The following is an 18,370-nucleotide window of genomic DNA, read 5'->3' on the forward strand; positions in this document are numbered from 1 at the left end:
CTCTATGAGAGAGGGATCTCTACCCCTAAGTCCGCCACCGCAGCGTCGAATCCTTGACCGGGTTCACGAACCCGCGCCCCTCTTTCCGGCTGGCGRCCCATTCGCGCTTGCACTGGTGGTACCAGCGGGCCTGCTGGTCGGCGTCGCCCACCCACATCAGCGGCGGGTTGCTGCGCAGCCCTGGCGTCTGGGCCGCGACGATGGCGCCGTCCTGGCGCAGGAAGGCGCGGGCCGCGATCCGGATGATCGGATACAGCGCCGTGAACGCCCAGTGATCCGACCACATGATCTGGTTCATCCGGGTCTTGTGAGCGTTGATCGGGGTCATGGCCGACAGGGCCAGCACCTGCTTGTCGCCGACCGTCACGTGCTCCCAACGCAGGCCGGGCAGGCGGAAGGTGATCTCGGTCAGCGGCTCGCCGCCCAGGATGGCGTAGGCCTTGGAGTTCTTGGACGGTTCGTGCCGCACCATGGTGAAGCCGGCCTCGCTGGGGGCGAAGCGCTTGTTCTTCTCGTGCTGGCTGGTCTTGGTCCGCCACCACCATTGCTGATGGACGTAGGGGCCGTGGGCCGGGTCGATCAGGCCCAGCACGGCGTGGTCGATATGGATGTCGTAGTCCAGGTGGTCGACCAGCTTGGGCTTGCCGCCCACCACGCCGGGGATGGTCGGCGGCGGCTCCGGCGGCGCGCCGTCGAAGCGCGGGTCCGAGGACATCCAGATCCAGACCAGGCCCTGTTGCTCGACGGTCGGATAGCGGCGCACCCGCACCTTGGAGATGTCGAAGTCGCTGTCGCCGGTCAGGGACGGGATCGCCTTGCAGGCCCCGTCCGGCCCGAAGCGCCAGCCGTGATAGGGGCACTCGACGCTGTCGGTCCCGTCGGCCTCGCGGTGGACGCGGCCGGACGACAGGGCGGCGGCGCGGTGAGGGCAGATGTCGCGGATGGCGTAGACCGCCCCGGCCCGCGTGCGGCCCAGCAGCACCGGCTCGCCGAGGTACTCGCGCTTGTCCATCTTGCCGGCTTTGAGGTCGGGCGACAGGCAGGCCACGTACCAGGCGTCCCAGACGAAGCCCTCGCCGAACTTGTCGATGAGCGGCTTGGCCAGCCCGGTTTTCAGGTTGGGGGCCTTCAGGAGCGGAGAGTCGTCGGCGGGGGGCATGAAGAGGCTTCTAACGTGGGTTTGTGAACGCCGTCACTTGGGCCCAATGTCGCGCGTTCGGGTTCCCGCGTCACGCTCAAGCTTTAGGCGTCACCGCGACGCGGCCGTCTCCACCAGACGCTGGTAGAAGCGCACCATCCGCGCGACATTGTCCAGGCTGATGTGCTCGTCGGTGCCGTGGATGATCTTGGTCTCGTCGACCTTCAGCACCAGCGGCTGGAAGCGGTAGACGTCGCTGGCCACCTCGCCCAGGTAGCGGCTGTCGGTGCCGGCGGTGACCAGGCCCGGCACGACCGGGGCCTTGCTCTCGTCGGCGGCCAGGCCGGCCAGGGTCTTCCAGGCGTCGGAGCTGGTCGAAGAAACGGCCGACGGCTCGTCCGGGGTCTTGGTCCACGACAGCTGAACCGGCAGGTCGCCGACGGCGGCCTTGGCCCGGGCCATCACCGTGGCCGAGGTGTCGCCGGGCGCGATGCGATAGTTGATCCAGGCCGTGGCGTCCTGCGGCAGGACGTTTTCCTTGGGCGAGCCCTTCAGCATGGTCGGGGCGATGGTGGTGTGCAGCATGGCCGCCCCGGCCGGGGTCTTGGCCGTGACCTTCACCAGCAGCGGCGAGAACAGCCAGGTGTTGGCCGCGAAGATCTTGACCACCGGCGAGGCATGCGGGGCGATGGCCTTCAGCATGTCCGCGCCCGGACCTTGGAACTTCATCGGGAAGGCGTGGTCGCTGATCGCCGCCACGGCGCGCGACAGGGTGACGACGCCGCCGCCGTCCTTGGGCGGGGCCGACGAGTGGCCGCCGACCGCGGGGGCCACGACCTTCATCGTCGCATAGCCCTTCTCGGCCGTGCCGATAATGGCGGCGGGCTGGCCGGTGACCGGGTGATCGGCGACCACGGCCATGCCCTCGTCCAGCACGAACTGGGCCTTGATCCCGCGCGACTTGAGCAAGGCCGCGGCGGCCCTGGCGCCGACGCCGCGCACCTCTTCGTCGTGGCCGCTGACCACGATGATCGTGCGCACGGGCTTGAAGCCGCTGGCGGCGACGGCGTCGAGCGCCTCAAACAGGGTGACCAGGGAGCCCTTGTCGTCGATCGAGCCCCGGCCCCAGACCGCGCCGTCGGCGATGACCCCGTCGAACGGCGCGTGGCTCCACTGGCCCTCGCTGCCCGGCGTGACCGGCACCACGTCCTGGTGGGCCATCAGCAGGATCGGCGGCAGGGCCGGGTTCGAGCCGGGCCAGGTGTAGACCAGGGTGTGCTCGGCCACGACCTCGCGGGTCATCACCTTGTGCGCCTGCGGATAGGTCGCCTGCAGCCAGGCGTGAAGCTTGTCCCACTCGGCCGGCTGGTCGTCGGCCTTGTCCTGGTGGCTGATGGTCTGGAAGCGGACGGCCTGGGCCAGGTGGTCGGCGGCCTTGCCGACGTCCAGCGGACGTCCAGCGGCGAGCCTGACCGCGCCGGGGTCGACCTGGGYCGGGGCCTTGAACGTGGCGGTGCGCACGGCGACCACCGCCGTCACGGCCAGGACCAGACCCACGGCCGTCAGCGCGACCCTTCCCCCGACACCCATCGCAACTCTCCCCGAACACTTGTTGGGCGCGACTGTGCGGCGGGCGAGGGCGACTGGCAATCCCGCCGTCGCGGCGAAAGTTATCCACAGGGTGAGCGCTGGGCGCTCTGCTCCCCCGCGATGCGGGGGAGCTGTCGCGGAGCGACTGAGGGGGCTAGTGCGTCGTAGGCCGTGCTGGCCCTCTCCGGCCCTCCGGGCCACCTCCCTCGCATCGCGGGGGAGGAGCTGAACGCTCGTACTTTTTCGAGCCCATCATAACGAATTCAATGACTTGCAGGAGAACGCACGTTTCTTATCCCCGGTGCTCCGACCGGCCTCAAGCTGGAGGCATGACCCAATCCTCCTCACGCACCTGGTGCGAAAACCTGCAAGCCAAGCTCATGAAGGCGCTCGACGCGGTCTGGGAGACGATCGCCTTCAGCGACGACCCCCTCCTGATCCGCAAGGCCCGCGACAAGGCCAGGGCTTGCGGCGAGATGGCCGCCAACGCCCGCAAGATCGCGGCGATGACGCCCCCGCCCAAGCCGGTCCGGACCGCCGGGGCGTTCGCGACGGCGCCGGCCCCAACCTCGGCCTTGGCGACGCGGGATCTCGACCTCGAAGACCCTCCGACACGCGGTCTCGACCGGCTCAGGGGCGGCGGACGCGGCCGATTGTGAGCTAGAACGCGAACTGCACCGCGCCGGGCGGCCCGTGCTGCGCGATCGAGCCGAGCTCCGCCGTGCTCCAGGTGAACGCGTCACGAATCCGCAGCGTCGCGCCGTTGCAGAGGCTGTCAGCGACCGTGACCAGCTCGGCGGCCGTGTAGTCGCTGGCGCTGAGATCAAAGCCGCCGCCCTTCTGGGCGATGGCCACGAGGTCTTCCAGGTTTCTCTTCGACATCGTCGTTTCCTTTCGCCCCCAAATGGGCCAAAGCGATAAATGCCAGCCGAAGTTGAGTTTTTCGTAAAGCCAAGCTTCGGCCGAAGCAGGGAGCAGCGATGGCGCGCATGAAGACCAAGCTTGTCCGGGCCATGCTGGCGATCGGCTTGTTGATCAGCCCCGTCCTGGCCGCCGCCGCGCCGGGCAAGGGCTTCGACGTCACGCGCTACGATCTGGCCCTGACACCAGACATCCCGAACGGGACGGTGGCCGGGCGCGAGGTCATCACGTTGCGCGCGACTGAAGACCGGCTCCAGCGCCTCGATTTCTCGGGCAATGGGCTGACCATCGACAAGGCGACCCTAGACGGCGTCCCCGTCACCGCCCGGTCCGAGGACGGCAGTCTCAGCTTCGCGCTGGGCCAGCCGCTCAAGCGCGGACGCGTGGTCCGGCTGGAGGTGCTCTATCACGGCAAGCCGGCGCGTGGCCTGTCCGGCTCGGGGACGTCGCTCTATACGAGCTATTTCGCCTGCGACTGGATGATCTGCCTTCAGGACCAGTTCGGCGACAAGGCGGCGTTCTCGCTGGCGCTGCATGTGCCGGCCGGACTGGTGACGCTGTCGGTCGGCCGCCGGGTGGCCAGGACCGTCGCGCCCGACGGCGGCGAAATTCATCGGTGGACGGCGCCGCGGCCCTATTCGGCCTACCTGTTCGGCTTCGCGGTCGGCCGCTTCGCCCTCGCCAGCGAGCGGGTCGGGTCGGCCCGGTTAGCCTATCTGAGCGAGGTCGCCGATGCGGACGCGCTGAAACAGCGATTTCCGCAAACGCCCGACGTGGTCCGGTTCTTCGCCGACAAGGCCGGCGCGCCGCTGCCGGTTGCCGAATACAGCCAGCTGCTGGTCAAGGGCCGCGAGGCGCAGGAGGCGGCGACCTATTCGGTGCTGGGCGTCGACGCGCTGGCGACCAATGCGGACGACCCGGCCCAGGACTGGGCCATCGCCCACGAGCTGGCCCACCAGTGGTGGGGCAATCTGGTCACCTGCGCGACGCTGAAGGATTTCTGGCTCAACGAGGGCGTCACCACCTTCATGACCGCCGCCTGGAAGGAGCACCAGTACGGGCGCGCCGCCTATGACGCCGAACTGGCCGTGGCGCGAGCCCGGCTGGACAAGGCGCGGGCCGCGGGTTTCGACAAGCCGCTGGCCTGGGACGGGCGCTATCCGAGCCTGGCGACGCGGCGGGCGGTCCAATACAGCAAGGGCGCGCTGTTCATGGATCATCTGCGGACCACCTTGGGCGAACGGGCCTTCTGGGCGGGCCTGCGACGCTATACCCGAACCCATGCCGGCGGGGTCGTCACCAGCCTGGACTTCCAGCACGCCATGGAAGCGTCCAGCGGCCGGGACTTGCGCCCGCTCTTCGCGGAATGGGTGTTCGGAGCCGAAGCGCCCGGTTCTGTTCGCCGCCCCTAGTCTGTCCTAGTCTCGCCCTGACGGGGAGGCGGCCATGGACGCGGATAGGCGAGCGCCGAGCGGGACGTGGATGATCTGGGCGGTCTGCCTGCTGGCGGCGATGCTGGAGGGCTTCGACATCCAGTCGATGGGCGTGGCCGCGCCGCGCATGGTTCCAGCCCTGGGCCTGTCGCCGGGCCAGGCCGGCTGGGCGTTCAGCGCCAGCCTGATCGGCCTGATGCTGGGCGCCTCGAGCGGCGGCGCGATCGCCGACCGCATTGGCCGCCGGCCGGTGCTGGTGTTTTCCGCCGTCGCGTTCGGCCTGTTCTCGCTGGCCACGCCGCTGGCCCGGGGTTTCGAGCCCTTGCTGGCGGTGCGCTTCCTGACAGGCCTGGGCCTGGGCGGGGCCATGCCGATGCTGATCGCCCTGGCCTCGGAGCAGGCGGGGGCGGCGCGCAAGGCGACCATGGTGGCGGTGGTCACGGCCGGCTTGCCGCTAGGCGGAGCGCTGGCGGGCTTGCTGGCGCGTTCGCCGCTGGCCGAGGACTGGCGGATGATCTTCGTGTTCGGGGGGATCGCCCCACTGCTGGCCGCGCCGCTGCTGCACCTCGTCTTGCCGCTGGGACGGCCCGAGGCGATCGCGCGCCAGGGCCGGACGGCGCTGGCCTCGCTGTTCGCGCCGGCCCGGCTGCCGGTCACCGTCAGCCTGTGGCTGGCCGTAGCCCTGACGGCGCTGATCCTGCACCTGCTGCTGAACTGGCTGCCGACCCTCCTGGTCGCGCGCGGCCTGCCCAAAAGCGCGGCGTTCGGGGCGGCGGCGCTCTTCAACCTGGGCGGGGCGAGCGGCGGGATCGTCTTTGGCCTGCTGGCCGACCGCTTCGGCCCGCGCTGGCCGCTGGTCGGCGGCTTCCTAGGGTTGGCCGTGGCGCTGCTGGGCCTGGCGGCGGCCGGCGCGGGCGGTCAGATCGCCGCCCTGGCCTTCACCGCCGGCTTCCTGCTGATGGGCGGCCAGTTCACCCTCTATGGCCTGGCGCCGAGGCTCTATGCCGACGCGGTGCGCGGGACGGGTGTCGGCGCGGCCATCGCCGCCAGCCGCCTGGGCTCGATCTTCGGTCCTCTGGCGGCGGCGCAGCTGATCGGCGGCGGGGCGACGGGCGGGACGGTGGTCGGGGCGCTGGTTCCGGTGGCCCTGGCTACCGGCGCGGCGGCGGCGGTGTTGGCGTGGGTGGGGCGCAAATAGCTCGACCTCATCCCTCTCCCCTTGCGGGAGAGGGTGGCCCGCGAAGCGGGTCGGGTGAGGGGTCGCACGAACAGGACAGCTGCTTGGCGCCAGGCCGACAGGTCTATCGACCCCTCATCCGTCGGCTTCGCCGACACCTTCTCCCGCAAGGGGAGAAGGGGAGGTCAGAGCGTCCCGCTCAGCTCCTGCACCTCTTCAAATGTCCGCAACCCCGGCCGCTGGGCGCAGACCAGCACGCCCATGTTTCCCGGCAGGTGCTGGTTGGCCAGCATCTTCTCGTGGGCGGCGGGGATGTCGTTCCAGGGAAAGACTTCCGACAGGCATGGGTCGACGCGGCGGTCGATGACCAGCTGGTTGGCCGCGCTGGCCTGCATCAGATTGGCGAAGTGGCTGCCCTGCACGCGCTTCTGGCGCATCCACAGGAAGCGGGCGTCCATGGTCAGGTTGAAGCCGCTGGTTCCGGCGCAGATGGCGACCATGCCGCCGCGTTTCACGACGAACACCGAGACCGGGAAGGTCGCCTCGCCGGGGTGCTCGAACACCAGGTCGACGTCGCGGTTGCCGGTGATCTGCCAGATCGCCTTCCCGAACTTGCGGCTCTCCTTCATGTAGTCGGTGAACTCGGGACCGTTGACCTTGGGCAGCTGGCCCCAGCAGTTGAATTCGCCCCGGTTCAGCACCGCCTTGGCGCCCATCGACAGCACGAACTCGCGCTTGTCCTCGCTACTGACCACGCCGATGGCGTTGGCCCCGGCCACGGCGGCCAGCTGCACGGCGAACACGCCCAGGCCCCCGGACGCGCCCCAGACCAGCACGTTCTGGCCGGGCCGCAGTTCGTGCGGCTTGTGGCCGAACAGCATGCGATAGGCGGTGGCCAGGGTGAGGGTGTAGCAGGCGGCCTCTTCCCAGGTCAGGTGCTTGGGGCGCGGCAACAACTGGCGCGACTGCACCCGACAGAACTGGGCGAAGCTGCCGTCCGGCGTCTCGTAGCCCCAGATCCGTTGGCTGGTCGAGAACATCGGGTCGCCGCCGTTGCACTCCTCGTCGTCGCCGTCGTCCTGATTGCAGTGGATGACGACCTCGTCGCCCAGCTTCCAGCGCTTCACCTTGGCGCCGACCGCCCAGACGATGCCCGAGGCGTCGGAACCGGCGACGTGGAAGGGCTGTTTGTGGCCGTCCAGCGGGCTGATYGGCTCGCCCAGCGCGGCCCAGACGCCGTTGTAGTTGACGCCCGCGGCCATCACGAGAACCAGCACCTCGTCCTCGCCGATCTCCCAGGTGGGCACGACCTCGACCTGCATGGCCTGGGTCGGTTTGCCGTGGCGCTCCTTGCGGATGCTCCAGGCGTACATGGTCTTCGGCACGTGGAAGGGCGGCGGGATCTCGCCGATCTCGTAGAGGTCTTTCAGCGCGGTCTTTTCAAGCGTCTGCGTCGTCATCTCACTCCCCGTTCCTGGCCCGCCATTCCGCGCTGCAACAACGCGCGACGGACAAACTCGGCTGCGCGCCCGACGGTCGAAACGGTGAAAACGCCTCGCCTTCGGATCATTTTTGGCTCCCGAGCGCAAGAAATTGGCCCAGGAGACCCCTACGCTGAGACAGTTGTTTGAAACTGGCAAGCGGAATCTTGTGCGTCGCAGCATGGGGCGGTGAGGCGGCGCGCCCCAAAAATCCCTCTCTCTGAGAGAGAGGGAGGGGCCCGCCGCGCAGCGGTGGGAGGGTGAGTGGTTACACTCTTTCAGAACGAAGCGCTGATCCGATCCTTCTAGTGGTTTTGTACAGAAGACCCCGATCTATCGGCCGGCGGCGAAACCGCTCACCCTCCCACCGCCTTCGGCGGCGGGCCCCTCCCTCTCTCTATGAGAGAGGGGTTCCAAAAGGCCGCTTCGCATCCGCGAACTCCATATTGCGTCGCAACAAAACCCGGATCATGATCGCTGATAATCAAGAACGATAAGTCCCCGGGAGCGACCATGACCAAGCCGTACCAGCACGCGCCGGATCCGCCGTGGATCTTCCGCACCTATGCCGGGCACTCGACGGCGGAAAAGTCGAACACGCTGTACCGGGCCAATCTGGCGCGCGGCCAGACCGGTTTGTCGGTGGCCTTCGACCTGCCCACCCAGACCGGCTACGACCCTGACCACATCCTGGCGCGCGGCGAGGTCGGCAAGGTCGGGGTGCCGGTCAGCCACCTGGGCGACATGCGCCAGCTGTTCAGCGAGATCCCGCTGGATCGGATGAACACCTCGATGACCATCAACGCCCCGGCCGCCTGGCTGCTGGCCATGTACGTGGCCCTGGCCGACGAGCAGGGGGCCGACCGAGCCTTGCTTCAGGGCACCACCCAGAACGACCTGATCAAGGAATATCTGTCGCGCGGCACCTACATCTTCCCGCCAGGCCCGAGCCTGCGGCTGATCGGCGACATGATCGCCTGGTGCTATCGCGAGGTTCCGAAATGGAACCCGATGAACGTCTGCAGCTACCACCTGCAGGAGGCCGGGGCGACGCCGGAGCAGGAGCTGGCCTTCGCCCTGGCGACGGCGATCAGCGTGCTCGACACCGTCAAGGCCGGCGGCCAGGTCCCCGACCAGGACTTCGAGATCGTCGCCTCGCGGATCAGCTTCTTCGTCAACGCCGGGGTGCGGTTCGTCACCGAGCTGTGCAAGATGCGCAGCTTCACCAAGCTGTGGGACCAGATCCTGCTGGAGCGCTACGGCGTCCAGGATCCGAAGGCCCGCCGCTTTCGCTACGGGGTGCAGGTCAACAGCCTGGGCCTGACCGAGCCGCAGCCCGAGAACAACGTCTACCGCATCCTGATCGAGGCCCTGGCCGTCACGCTGAGCAAGGACGCCCGCTGCCGGGCCCTGCAGCTGCCGGCCTGGAACGAGGCCCTGGGCCTGCCGCGCCCGTGGGACCAGCAGTGGTCGCTGCGGCTGCAGCAGGTGCTGGCCTACGAGACCGATCTCTTGGAATACGAGGACCTGTTCGACGGCTCGCACGTGGTCGAGGCCAAGGTCGCCGAGCTGTCCAAGGGGGCGCTGGAGCAGCTGGCCCTGATCGACGAGATGGGCGGGGCCGCCAGCGCCATCGACTATATGAAGACCGAACTGGTGGCCTCAAACGCCAGGCGGGTGCGCTCGGTCGAGACCGGCGACATGACCGTGGTCGGCGTCAACCGCTGGACGGACAGTGAAGCCTCGCCGCTTTCGGCCGGCGAAAGCTCGATCGAGACCGTCGATCCTCGGCTGGAGGCCGACGTCGTCGCCCGCATCAAGGCCTGGCGCGAGGCGCGCGATCCGGCCGCGGTCGAGGCGGCCCTGGCCGATCTGAAGGCCGCCGCCCGCGACGGCCGCAACGTCATGGAGCCCTCGATCGTCGCCGCCAAGGCCGGGGTCACCACCGGCGAATGGGCCGGCGCCCTGCGCGAGGTGTTCGGCGAATATCGCGGCCCGACCGGCGTCGCGGTGGTCGTCTCGACGGGCGAGGCCGAGGACGTCGAGGCGGTCAAGCGCGAGGTCGAGCGGGTCTCGGAAGTGCTGGGCCGCACCCTGACCTATCTGGTCGGCAAGCCCGGCCTGGACGGCCACTCCAACGGCGCCGAGCAGATCGCCACCCGGGCCCGGGCCTGCGGCATGGAGGTGGTCTATGACGGCATCCGCTCGACGCCGGAAGAGATCGTCCGCCGCGCCAAGGAGAGCCGCGCCCACGTGGTCGGCCTGTCGATCCTGTCGGGCTCGCACCTGGACCTGGTGCAGGAGGTGGTGCGGGTGATGCGCGCCGAGGGCCTCGAACACATCCCCGTCGTGGCCGGCGGCATCATCCCGCCCGAGGACGCCCTGATCCTGAAACAGATGGGCGTGGCGCGGATCTACACGCCCAAGGACTTCAAGATCACGCAGATCATGGGCGATGTGGTCAAGCTGGTGGAAGCGACGGCGCTGGAGCGGGTGTGAGGGCCTCTAAACTTCCTGGCCAGCATACACTCTTGTCATCCCGGAAGCCTCGCAGAGGCTGTCCGGGACCCAGGGGCCGGCGCAGTGCGGTTGCCCCTGGGTCCCGGCTCTCCGCTTCGCTGCGGCCGGGATGACACCGGAAGGGTGATTGGGTGGTCAGCCCGGCCGTCCTCGCCGCCAAGCGGATGCGCGGTCAGCTTTTGCTAGTGTCGCCCCAACCGCCAAGCCGCGACAAATCCCACCAGCGCCAGCGGGGTAAACGCCGCGAACAGCACCAGCCCGTTGGTCGGCGCCAGGCTGAGGTCGATGCCGTGGCTGAAGCCCAGGACATTGGCCATCGCCCCCGCGCCGGCCGAACCCGCGGCGCCGCCGATCAGCTGCGCAGTGGGCACGGCCGAGGAGGCCATGGCCTGCTCCTCGCTGGGGGCGCCGGCGATGGCGCGGCGGGCGATGAAGGCGTGGGCCAGGCCAAAGCCGCAGCCCATCACCCCGAAGGCCAGGGTGATCTCGACCAGCCCGCTCCGCGCCACGGCCCAGGCGCTGGCCAGGGCCCCCAGCAGGATCACCCCCGCGCCGAGCCGCACCAGACGGCCGTCCTTGTCGGCGGGGGTGTGGCCGAACACCATGGCGCACAGGGTCCAGCCGGCGGCGATCGCGCCGGTGACATAGCCGGCCGTCAGCGGCGAGGCGTCGTGGCGGGCCTGGATGAAGGCGGGGCCGTAGACGGTGAAGCCGATCACCGCCGCCTCGCAGGCGAAGATGGTCAAGAGGCCCAGGCCCGTGGCGGTGCGCAGGTCGGCGGCGGACCTGGGCAGCAGGCGGTCGTGGGTGCGGGTGTTGGCGGCCAGCATGGCGGCCATGCCGACGACGCCGCCGACCGCCAGGACCACGGCCCAGCGGGGCGAGGCGACGATGCCCGCCGCGCCGATCAGGCTGACCCCGACGACCAGCAGGATCAGCTGCAAGGTCGGGATGCGGCTACGGCCCTCATCGCGCTTGCCGGCCGGCAGCATGACCAGCACCGCGCCGACGAAGATGATCGCCTGGATCACGAACAGCCAGAACGCCCCGCGCCAGAAGCCGGCGGCGGCGAACAGCCCGCCCAGCATCGGCCCCAGCAGGGTCGCCGCGCCCCACACCCCGGCCACCGCGCCATAGACCCGCGGCCACAGGCTCTCGGGGAACAGGGCGGTGATGGCCACGTAGCACAGGGCGACCACGGCCCCCGCGCCCAGGCCCTGGATCAGCCGGCCCAGGATGAAGGTGACGAACTCGGGCGCCAGGGCGCTCATCGCGCAGCCGATCGCGTAGACCAGGCCGGTCAGGGCGGTGGCGGTGCGCAGGCCCAGGGCCATCGACAGCTTGCCTGAACAGGCCCCCGCGACGATCGAACCGGTCAGATAGGCCGCCACCGACCAGCCGAAATACTGGTAGCCGCCGATCTCGCGCGCGACGCTGGGCATGATGGTGGCCGTCACCAAGGTGTCGGCGGCGTTCAGCCAGATGCCCAGGCACAGCAGGGCGAAGCGGGGGGCGAGCGCCTTGTCGACCAGGCGCGTGGGAGCGTCGGAAGAAGTCATGTGGGGCTGCATGGCCCTTTTTGGCGGCGTAGCCAAGCCCACTGGGCCAAGCCCGCTGAACCCCGACAGCCATGCGAAGGTTGAACCGGTCGCCATGGTCGTGCTTGGGTGCGGCGTTAATCCTTTCCGCATCGCTTTCGTAAGGCGCTCCCCCGCCCCCATGCGCTACCGCGTTCCGCACAATCCGCGTATCGAGCACGAGGTCCGTCACCGGGCGCGCCTGGCCCGCTACGCCGGCCTGGTCATCCTGTGGCTGCTGGTGCTGCTGATGGCCTTCGTGGCCGAGCGCAAGATCCCCGACCAGCACCTGCCGTGGAAGCCGCTCAGCGTCGTCGATCCGGTCGGTCTGGCCACCCGGGTCAAGGCGGCGCGGGCCGGGGCCGATCCCAGGCTGTGTCGCGGGATCATGAGCCGGGCCGGTGTGGTCTATGCCGAGGTCCCCGACCGCGCCGAGGGCGAGCTGTGCAAGATGCGCGACGCGGTGCGGCTGGAGACCGGCCTGGCCCGCTTCGAACCCGCCGACGCGCCGCTGGCCTGCAAGGAGGCCCTGGCCCTGACGATCTGGGAGCGCCAGGTGGTGCAGCCGGCCGCCGACGAGCTGCTGGGCCAGGGCGTGGTGGCCTTCCAGCACTACGGCAGCTACGCCTGCCGGCGGCAGTACGGCCTGCAGGAGGGGCCGATCAGCCAGCACGCCAGCGCCAACGCCATCGACATCGCCGCCTTCAAGCTGACCGACGGCCAGGTGGTCAGCGTGGCGGGCGACTGGACCGATCCCGGCCCGCGCGGCCAGTTCCTGCGCCGGGCGCGCGACGGGGCGTGCAAGGTGTTCCTGACCACGCTGAGCCCCGACTACAACGCCGAGCACCGGGACCACTTCCACCTGGATATGAGTGGGTGGAACAAGTGCGGGTGAGGTGAGGGGCTAGCGCCTCAAAATCTAGTGTCATCCCGGAAAGCGCGCAGCGCTTGTCCGGGACCCAGGGGCCGGCGCATCGCGGTTGCCCTGGGTCCCGGCTCTCCGCTTCGCTGCGGCCGGGATGACACGCTAGTTTGAGTTCGCGCCCTACAGCGTCGCCGCCAGCGCGGCCAGTTGATCGGCGACGATGCCCCAGCCTTCGTGGAAGCCCATCTGCTCGTGGGCGGCCTTGTCCTCGGCGCTCCAGTGGCGGGCCACGGCCTTGTAGCGGGTCTTGCCGCCGCCCAGGTCCTCGAACGTGACGATGGCGACCATGAACGGCTTGGCGGACGGCTGCCAGGTCTCGGTGAAGGCGTCGGTGAAGACGATCTTCTGGTTCGGCACGACCTCGAGATAGACGCCCGGCTGCGGCATGCGCTCGCCGTTGGGGCCGTTCATGACCATGTAGCTGTTGCCGCCGCTGCGGACGTCCATGCGCACGTCCGAGACGGTCCAGGGCTTGGGGCAGAACCACTGCGGCATCAGTTCCGGCGTGGTCCAGCACTTGTAGAGCTTGTCGGCCGGCACATCGATGATGCGTTCCAGAACCAGCTCGCGGTCAGCGGGGAAGTTGGCGGTGTCGAGGGGCATGGGGGCTCTCCTGTTGGATTGAACTTTCGCCTCAAGGACGGGCCTGATCCAGTCGTCCCGACACGGGTCGCGAAAAAATTCGCAGGACCCAAATCCTCCCCCGCTAGGGGGAGGATTTCCAGGACCCTTGACCCCGCTTGCTCGCGGTCGCAGTGTGATCAAAATTCAAACAAACGTTTAGGGAGCGCGCCATGGGCCTCTTCGACCTTTCCGGCAAGGTGGCGATCATCACCGGATCCTCGCGCGGGATCGGCAAGGCGATCGCCGAGCGGATGGCCGAGCACGGGGCCAAGGTGGTGATCTCGTCGCGCAAGGCGGGCCCCTGCGACGCGGTGGCGGCGGCGTTGAACGAAAAGCACGGGGCGGGGACGGCCATCGCGGTCCCGGCCAACATCGCCTCTAAGGACGATCTGCAGAACCTGGTCGACGAGACCCGCAAGGTGTTCGGCAAGGTCGATATCTGCGTCTGCAACGCCGCCAGCAACCCCTATTACGGCCCGCTGTCGGGGATCGCCGACGACCAGTTCCGCAAGATCCTGGACAACAACATCATCAGCAATCACTGGCTGATCTCGATGGTCGCGCCGGAGATGCGGGATCGCAAGGAAGGGGCGATCATCATCGTCTCGTCGATCGGCGGCCTGCGTGGCAACGCCGTGATCGGGGCCTACAACATCTCCAAGGCCGCCGACTTCCAGCTGGCGCGCAACCTGGCGCACGAGTTCGGCCCCGACAACGTGCGGGTCAACTGCATCGCGCCGGGCCTGATCAAGACCGACTTCGCCAAGGCGTTGTGGGACGATCCCGAGACCCTGAAGCGCTCGACCACCGGCGTGCCGCTGCGCCGGATCGGCGAGCCGGACGAGATCGCCGGCGCGGCCGTCTATCTGGCGTCCAAGGCCGGCAGCTTCATGACCGGACAAGCCCTGGTGGTGGACGGGGGCGCGACGATCTAGCCCTGCAACCTCGGCGGTAAGCTTAACCCGTCCTACATCAGTTCCGTCGAAGGCTGCGCCGCAGTATCCAGGGATCCGACTTGCGGCGGCTTTTCACTCTTCTCGTCCTGATCGGCGCCCTGACGGCCGACGTCGCTTGGGCTCAAACGGGCGCTCCTCTTGGCCAACGGCTGGAACAGCTGAGCCAGGAGATCGGCGCGCACGAGCTGCGCGATCCGCCGCGCGACAACGTCGACATCGAGCGGGCCGGCAAGCGCGCCTTGCGTGAACGCGGCCAGTCGCGGCTCTACGGCCTGTGGCGGGTGCTGTACGCCTACAAGAGCAACCAGATCGAGGGCTCCTTCGCCGCCTGGGCCGCTCAGGCCCGCGCGGCGGCCGAGCGCGACCACGACCCGGCCCTGGCCGCCCTGGTCGACGTGGAGACCTTGGCCTATCGCCACGAGACCCACGGCTACCACGCCTTCACCGACGCCGACTGGCGCCGGTTCATGGGCCGGTCCGGCCCCGACATCCGGCTGATGGCCGGGATCGAGCGGGTGCGGCACCTGGGCCAGGTCGGACGCTGGGCGGAGGCCGCGCGCCTGGCCGCCGACCTGACCACGGATCTGGAGAAGCGCGGCCGCATCGCCCAGCCGCTGCTGGCCGAGCTGCACCAGGTGCACAGCTACACGCTGTCGGACATCGGCGACAAGGAAGGGGCCCTGGACCACATGGCCCAGGCCGCGCGGCTGGACGAGCGCGACGCCTTCTATGTTCGCAAGATCGAGCGGATCTACGACATCGCCTACACGGCCGCCGAACTGGGCGAGCTGGACGCCGCCGAGCGCTTCGCGGCCCTGCACCACCACATGACGACGATGGACGGCGACAGGGACCTGCTGACCTGGGACCGCTTCCTGTGCGCCCGCATCGCGGCCCATCGCGAAGTTCCGGCCCGGGTTCTGGCCTGCCTGGCCCCGGCCGCCGCCGATCTGGCCAATCCCGATCGCCGCCTGCGGGTGTTGATGCTGAGCCAGCGGGCCCTGGCCCGAGCCCAGCTGGGCCAGGGCGTCCTGGCGCGCGCCGACCTGGAGCGGCTGAAGGCCGTGCCAGAGGCGCTGGCCCCGCGCGACCCGCACGCCGAGGCCCTGATCGAGGCCTATATCGACCAGGCCGAAGGCCGCGGCGCCGAGGCGTTCCGCAAGCTGGACACCTGGCGCAAGACCGACGCCGTCGAGGAGCGGCGCGCCCACGCGCGCAGCGTGGCCGAGATGTCCTCGGCCCTGGACAGCGAGCTGCGGGCCAAGCGCGACGAGAGCCGCCGCTTGACCGAGCAAGTGCGGCTGTCGCGCAGCCTGGCGAGGGCCTCGGCGGTCATCGCCGTGCTGCTGGGCGTGCTGGTCGCCGGCGGCGTCGCCTGGGCCGTCCACCAGCGCCGCGCCTCGCGCCGACTGAAGGGGGCTCAGGAAAGCGCCGAGGCCGCCAGCCAGGCCAAGTCCTCGTTCCTGGCGGTGATGAGCCACGAGCTGCGTACGCCGCTGAACGGCATGCTGGGCCTGGCCCAGGCCTTGCGCAGCGGCCAGCTGACACCTGAACAGAAAGAACAGGTCGACCTGATCATGGACAGCGGCGACACGCTGCTGGTGCTGCTGAACGACATCCTGGACCTGTCCAAGATCGAGGCCGGCAAGCTGGAGATCGCCCCGACGGTCGGCGACATCGTCCAGACCTGCGCCCGCCTGGTCGGCGGCTACCAGCCCACGGCCCGCGAGAAGGGCGTGGCCCTGACCTTCAAGCTGGAGGGCCCGCCGCCGGGTCCGCTGATGTTCGACGGCGTGCGGGTGCGTCAGTGCCTGACCAACCTGGTGTCCAACGCCCTGAAGTTCACCACCCACGGCAAGGTCGAGGTCGCCCTGGCCTGCTATCCCGCGGATGATGGTCCCCAAGGCGCAAGTCGGGTGCGCGTGCGCCTGCGGGTCGCCGACACCGGCATCGGCATGAACCCAGGCACGGTCGCCAAGCTGTTCCGCCCCTTCACCCAGGCCGACGCCTCGACCACCCGCAACTTCGGCGGCACGGGCCTGGGTCTCAACATCACCCGGCGCCTGGTCGAGATGATGCGCGGCGAGATCGCCGTCGAGAGCGAGGAGGGCCTGGGCTCGGTCTTCACCATCGAGATGATCGTCGACGCGGCCGAGGTCTCCGAGATCCCGGTCTGGGAGGACGACGCCGGCGAGGACGAGGGCGGCTTCGTCGCCCTGCAGGGCCGCCGCGTGCTGGTCGTCGACGACCACCCGGTCAACCGCCGGGTCATCCGCCTGTTCCTCGAGCCGTTTGCGTGCGAACTGGTCGAGGCCGAGAACGGCCAGCGGGCCTTGGACGCCCTGGCGGCCCAGCCGATCGACATCGTGCTGATGGACGTCAACATGCCGGTGATGGACGGGCTGGAAGCCACCCGCCGCCTGCGCCAGGACCCGCGCTTCGCCCGCCTGCCGGTGATCGCCCTGACCGCCGACGTGATGTCGTCCCAGATCAAGACCTGCCTGGACGCCGGCTGCGACGCTCACGTCGCCAAGCCGATCGACCTGCGCAACCTGCTGTCGGCCATGGACCGTTGCCTGGCCCGCGGCGCGGCGCGCGAACTGGCCGCGGGGTACGGGGCGCTTTAATTTCCTTCTCCCCTTGCGGGAGAAGGTGGCCGCCGAAGGCGGTCGGATGAGGGGTCGATAGTCCTGTCCGCTTGGCGCCCTGCCGCTACCGCCTGTCGCGGCGGAGGCGTTCTTCAACCCCTCACCCGACCCGCTTCGCGGGCCACCCTCTCCCGCAAGGGGAGAGGGGTCTTTCAGCTAAGCGCCGCCCGCGCCCTCGCCAGCCGCTCCACGGCCTCATCCAGCGTCGCATCCGCCTTGGCGAAGCACAGCCGCACGACGGTCCGCACCGGGTCCTCCGCGAAGAACGCCGACACCGGGATGGCCGCGACGCCGAACTCGGCCACGCAGCGTTCGCAGAAGCTGACGTCGTCGATCGCGATCCCCGACGCCGCCAAGTCGACGTTGAGGAAATAGGTCCCTTGGCTTTCCAGCACGACATAGCCCGCCGCGCGCAGGCCGGCGGTCAGGCGGTCGCGGGAGCGCTGGAGGTCGGCGGGCATGGTCTCGAACCAGGTCCGGTGATGCTCCAGGCCCCAGGCGACGCCGGCCTGCAGGTTGGGCGGGGTGGTGAAGGTCAGGAACTGGTGGGCGGCGGCCAGGGCCCTGGTCAGGGGCGGGGCGGCGATCAGGAAGCCGACCTTCCAGCCGGTCATGCCGAACAGCTTGCCGGCCGAGCCGATCTTCACCGTCCGCTCGCGCATGCCGGGGAAGCCGATCAGCGGCCGATGGCGGCGGCCGTCGAACACCACCGCCTCCCAGACCTCGTCGCAGATGGCGATCGCGTCGTGGCGGACGCAGAACTCGGCCAGCAGGGCCAGGTCGTCCTCGGCGGCGACCACGGCGGCCGGGTTCAGCGGGCTGTTGAGCACCACCATCCGGGTCTTGTCCGAGAAGGCCGCCTCCAGCATCGCCCGGTCGAAGCGCCAGTGCGGCGGAGACAGGCGGACTAGCTTGGGGATCCCGCCCGCCCGGCGGACCAGCGGCAGATAGGCGTCGTACAGCGGTGGGAACAGCACCACCTCGTCGCCCGGCGCGATCAGTGACAGGAAGGCCGCCGCCAGGGCCTCGGTGGCGCCGGAGGTGATCGTCACCTCGGTGTCCGGATCGAGGACGAGGCCTTGCGTCCGCTCGTAGTGTCCGGCCACGGCGGCCCGCAGCTCGGGCAGGCCGCGCATCGGCGGATACTGGTTGGAGTCCTCGATCAGCGCCCGCGCGGCGGCTTCACGGACGGGCCGGGGGCCTTGGTCGTCGGGAAAGCCCTGGCCCAGATTGATCGCCCCGTGCTGGCGCGCCAGGCCGCTCATGCGCTCGAAGATCGTGGTCGGCAGGTTGTCGAAGACGGGATGGACCATGGCGTTTGCCTAGCATGACGTAGCTAGGCACGGCTCGCGGATTTCCATAGCCTGGCTTCAACACGCA

The 18,370-nt window shown here is 69.5% G+C and carries 14 protein-coding genes and 2 pseudogenes; 7 read left to right on the forward strand and 9 right to left on the reverse strand.

Annotation, left to right across the window (positions count from 1 at the left end):
- Positions 1–25: 25 nt before the first annotated feature.
- Positions 26–1,159, reverse strand: coding sequence for a Rieske 2Fe-2S domain-containing protein (locus AC1DSO_RS10355; protein ID WP_477068744.1), 1,134 nt, complete (start codon positions 1,157–1,159; stop codon positions 26–28).
- A gap of 90 nt (positions 1,160–1,249) precedes the next feature.
- The gene (locus tag AC1DSO_RS10360; protein ID WP_477068745.1) at positions 1,250–2,728 is read right to left on the reverse strand and encodes a M20 family peptidase; all 1,479 of its coding nucleotides are present in this window, start codon (positions 2,726–2,728) and stop codon (positions 1,250–1,252) included.
- 329 nt (positions 2,729–3,057) lie between these two features.
- Between AC1DSO_RS10360 and AC1DSO_RS10365 the strand changes: the two genes are divergently transcribed.
- Positions 3,058–3,387, forward strand: coding sequence for a hypothetical protein (locus tag AC1DSO_RS10365; protein WP_477068746.1), 330 nt, complete (start codon positions 3,058–3,060; stop codon positions 3,385–3,387).
- A gap of 1 nt (position 3,388) precedes the next feature.
- Here AC1DSO_RS10365 and AC1DSO_RS10370 read toward each other — a convergent pair whose 3' ends face one another.
- Positions 3,389–3,610, reverse strand: coding sequence for a hypothetical protein (locus AC1DSO_RS10370; RefSeq protein WP_477068747.1), 222 nt, complete (start codon positions 3,608–3,610; stop codon positions 3,389–3,391).
- A gap of 107 nt (positions 3,611–3,717) precedes the next feature.
- Between AC1DSO_RS10370 and AC1DSO_RS10375 the strand changes: the two genes are divergently transcribed.
- Together AC1DSO_RS10375 and AC1DSO_RS10380 are read left to right on the forward strand one after the other, a co-directional pair.
- Positions 3,718–5,061, forward strand: coding sequence for a M1 family metallopeptidase (locus AC1DSO_RS10375; RefSeq protein ID WP_477068748.1), 1,344 nt, complete (start codon positions 3,718–3,720; stop codon positions 5,059–5,061).
- 34 nt (positions 5,062–5,095) lie between these two features.
- On the forward strand, positions 5,096–6,280 hold the full coding sequence (locus AC1DSO_RS10380) for an MFS transporter (RefSeq protein WP_477068749.1): 1,185 nt from the start codon (positions 5,096–5,098) through the stop codon (positions 6,278–6,280).
- A 164-nt stretch (positions 6,281–6,444) separates the two neighbouring features.
- Here AC1DSO_RS10380 and ccrA read toward each other — a convergent pair whose 3' ends face one another.
- The gene (gene ccrA, locus AC1DSO_RS10385) at positions 6,445–7,719 is read right to left on the reverse strand and encodes a crotonyl-CoA carboxylase/reductase (protein ID WP_477068750.1); all 1,275 of its coding nucleotides are present in this window, start codon (positions 7,717–7,719) and stop codon (positions 6,445–6,447) included.
- A gap of 534 nt (positions 7,720–8,253) precedes the next feature.
- On the opposite strand from ccrA, the gene AC1DSO_RS10390 reads away from it, so the two are divergent.
- Positions 8,254–10,239 (forward strand): methylmalonyl-CoA mutase family protein, encoded by a 1,986-nt coding sequence (locus tag AC1DSO_RS10390; protein WP_477068751.1) that lies wholly within the window; start codon positions 8,254–8,256, stop codon positions 10,237–10,239.
- A 19-nt stretch (positions 10,240–10,258) separates the two neighbouring features.
- Here AC1DSO_RS10390 and AC1DSO_RS10395 read toward each other — a convergent pair.
- Positions 10,259–10,399, reverse strand: a pseudogene (locus tag AC1DSO_RS10395) (hypothetical protein); the annotation flags it as partial.
- A gap of 43 nt (positions 10,400–10,442) precedes the next feature.
- On the reverse strand, positions 10,443–11,819 hold the full coding sequence (locus tag AC1DSO_RS10400) for an MFS transporter (RefSeq protein WP_477068752.1): 1,377 nt from the start codon (positions 11,817–11,819) through the stop codon (positions 10,443–10,445).
- Between the two features lie 160 nt (positions 11,820–11,979).
- Between AC1DSO_RS10400 and AC1DSO_RS10405 the strand changes: the two genes are divergently transcribed.
- Positions 11,980–12,732, forward strand: a complete 753-nt coding sequence (locus AC1DSO_RS10405) for an extensin-like domain-containing protein (protein WP_477068753.1) — start codon at positions 11,980–11,982, stop codon at positions 12,730–12,732.
- A 17-nt stretch (positions 12,733–12,749) separates the two neighbouring features.
- Here AC1DSO_RS10405 and AC1DSO_RS10410 read toward each other — a convergent pair.
- Both AC1DSO_RS10410 and AC1DSO_RS10415 read right to left on the reverse strand, forming a co-directional pair.
- Positions 12,750–12,871, reverse strand: a pseudogene (locus tag AC1DSO_RS10410) (hypothetical protein); the annotation flags it as partial.
- 11 nt (positions 12,872–12,882) lie between these two features.
- Positions 12,883–13,365 (reverse strand): SRPBCC family protein, encoded by a 483-nt coding sequence (locus AC1DSO_RS10415; protein WP_477068754.1) that lies wholly within the window; start codon positions 13,363–13,365, stop codon positions 12,883–12,885.
- A gap of 191 nt (positions 13,366–13,556) precedes the next feature.
- On the opposite strand from AC1DSO_RS10415, the gene AC1DSO_RS10420 reads away from it, so the two are divergent.
- Both AC1DSO_RS10420 and AC1DSO_RS10425 read left to right on the forward strand, forming a co-directional pair.
- Positions 13,557–14,321: an SDR family oxidoreductase gene (locus AC1DSO_RS10420; protein WP_477068755.1), complete on the forward strand. Its 765-nt coding sequence runs from the start codon at positions 13,557–13,559 to the stop codon at positions 14,319–14,321.
- Positions 14,322–14,401: 80 nt separating this feature from the next.
- Positions 14,402–16,969: a hybrid sensor histidine kinase/response regulator gene (locus tag AC1DSO_RS10425; RefSeq protein ID WP_477068756.1), complete on the forward strand. Its 2,568-nt coding sequence runs from the start codon at positions 14,402–14,404 to the stop codon at positions 16,967–16,969.
- 173 nt (positions 16,970–17,142) lie between these two features.
- On the opposite strand, the gene AC1DSO_RS10430 is transcribed toward AC1DSO_RS10425, so the two are convergent.
- Complete coding sequence (locus tag AC1DSO_RS10430) at positions 17,143–18,303, reverse strand: aminotransferase (RefSeq protein WP_477068757.1); 1,161 nt, start codon at positions 18,301–18,303, stop codon at positions 17,143–17,145.
- Positions 18,304–18,370: the final 67 nt, after the last annotated feature.

Source organism: Caulobacter sp. P4_E5, from assembly GCF_056401555.1.

Coding starts and splice junctions, on each gene's coding strand:
- AC1DSO_RS10365 (WP_477068746.1), top strand. CDS start 3,058: ATGACCCAATCCTCCTCACGCACCTGGTGCGAAAACCTGCAAGCCAAG.
- AC1DSO_RS10370 (WP_477068747.1), bottom strand. CDS start 3,610: ATGTCGAAGAGAAACCTGGAAGACCTCGTGGCCATCGCCCAGAAGGGC.
- AC1DSO_RS10375 (WP_477068748.1), top strand. CDS start 3,718: ATGAAGACCAAGCTTGTCCGGGCCATGCTGGCGATCGGCTTGTTGATC.
- AC1DSO_RS10380 (WP_477068749.1), top strand. CDS start 5,096: ATGGACGCGGATAGGCGAGCGCCGAGCGGGACGTGGATGATCTGGGCG.
- AC1DSO_RS10390 (WP_477068751.1), top strand. CDS start 8,254: ATGACCAAGCCGTACCAGCACGCGCCGGATCCGCCGTGGATCTTCCGC.
- AC1DSO_RS10400 (WP_477068752.1), bottom strand. CDS start 11,819: ATGACTTCTTCCGACGCTCCCACGCGCCTGGTCGACAAGGCGCTCGCC.
- AC1DSO_RS10405 (WP_477068753.1), top strand. CDS start 11,980: ATGCGCTACCGCGTTCCGCACAATCCGCGTATCGAGCACGAGGTCCGT.
- AC1DSO_RS10415 (WP_477068754.1), bottom strand. CDS start 13,365: ATGCCCCTCGACACCGCCAACTTCCCCGCTGACCGCGAGCTGGTTCTG.
- AC1DSO_RS10420 (WP_477068755.1), top strand. CDS start 13,557: ATGGGCCTCTTCGACCTTTCCGGCAAGGTGGCGATCATCACCGGATCC.
- AC1DSO_RS10430 (WP_477068757.1), bottom strand. CDS start 18,303: ATGGTCCATCCCGTCTTCGACAACCTGCCGACCACGATCTTCGAGCGC.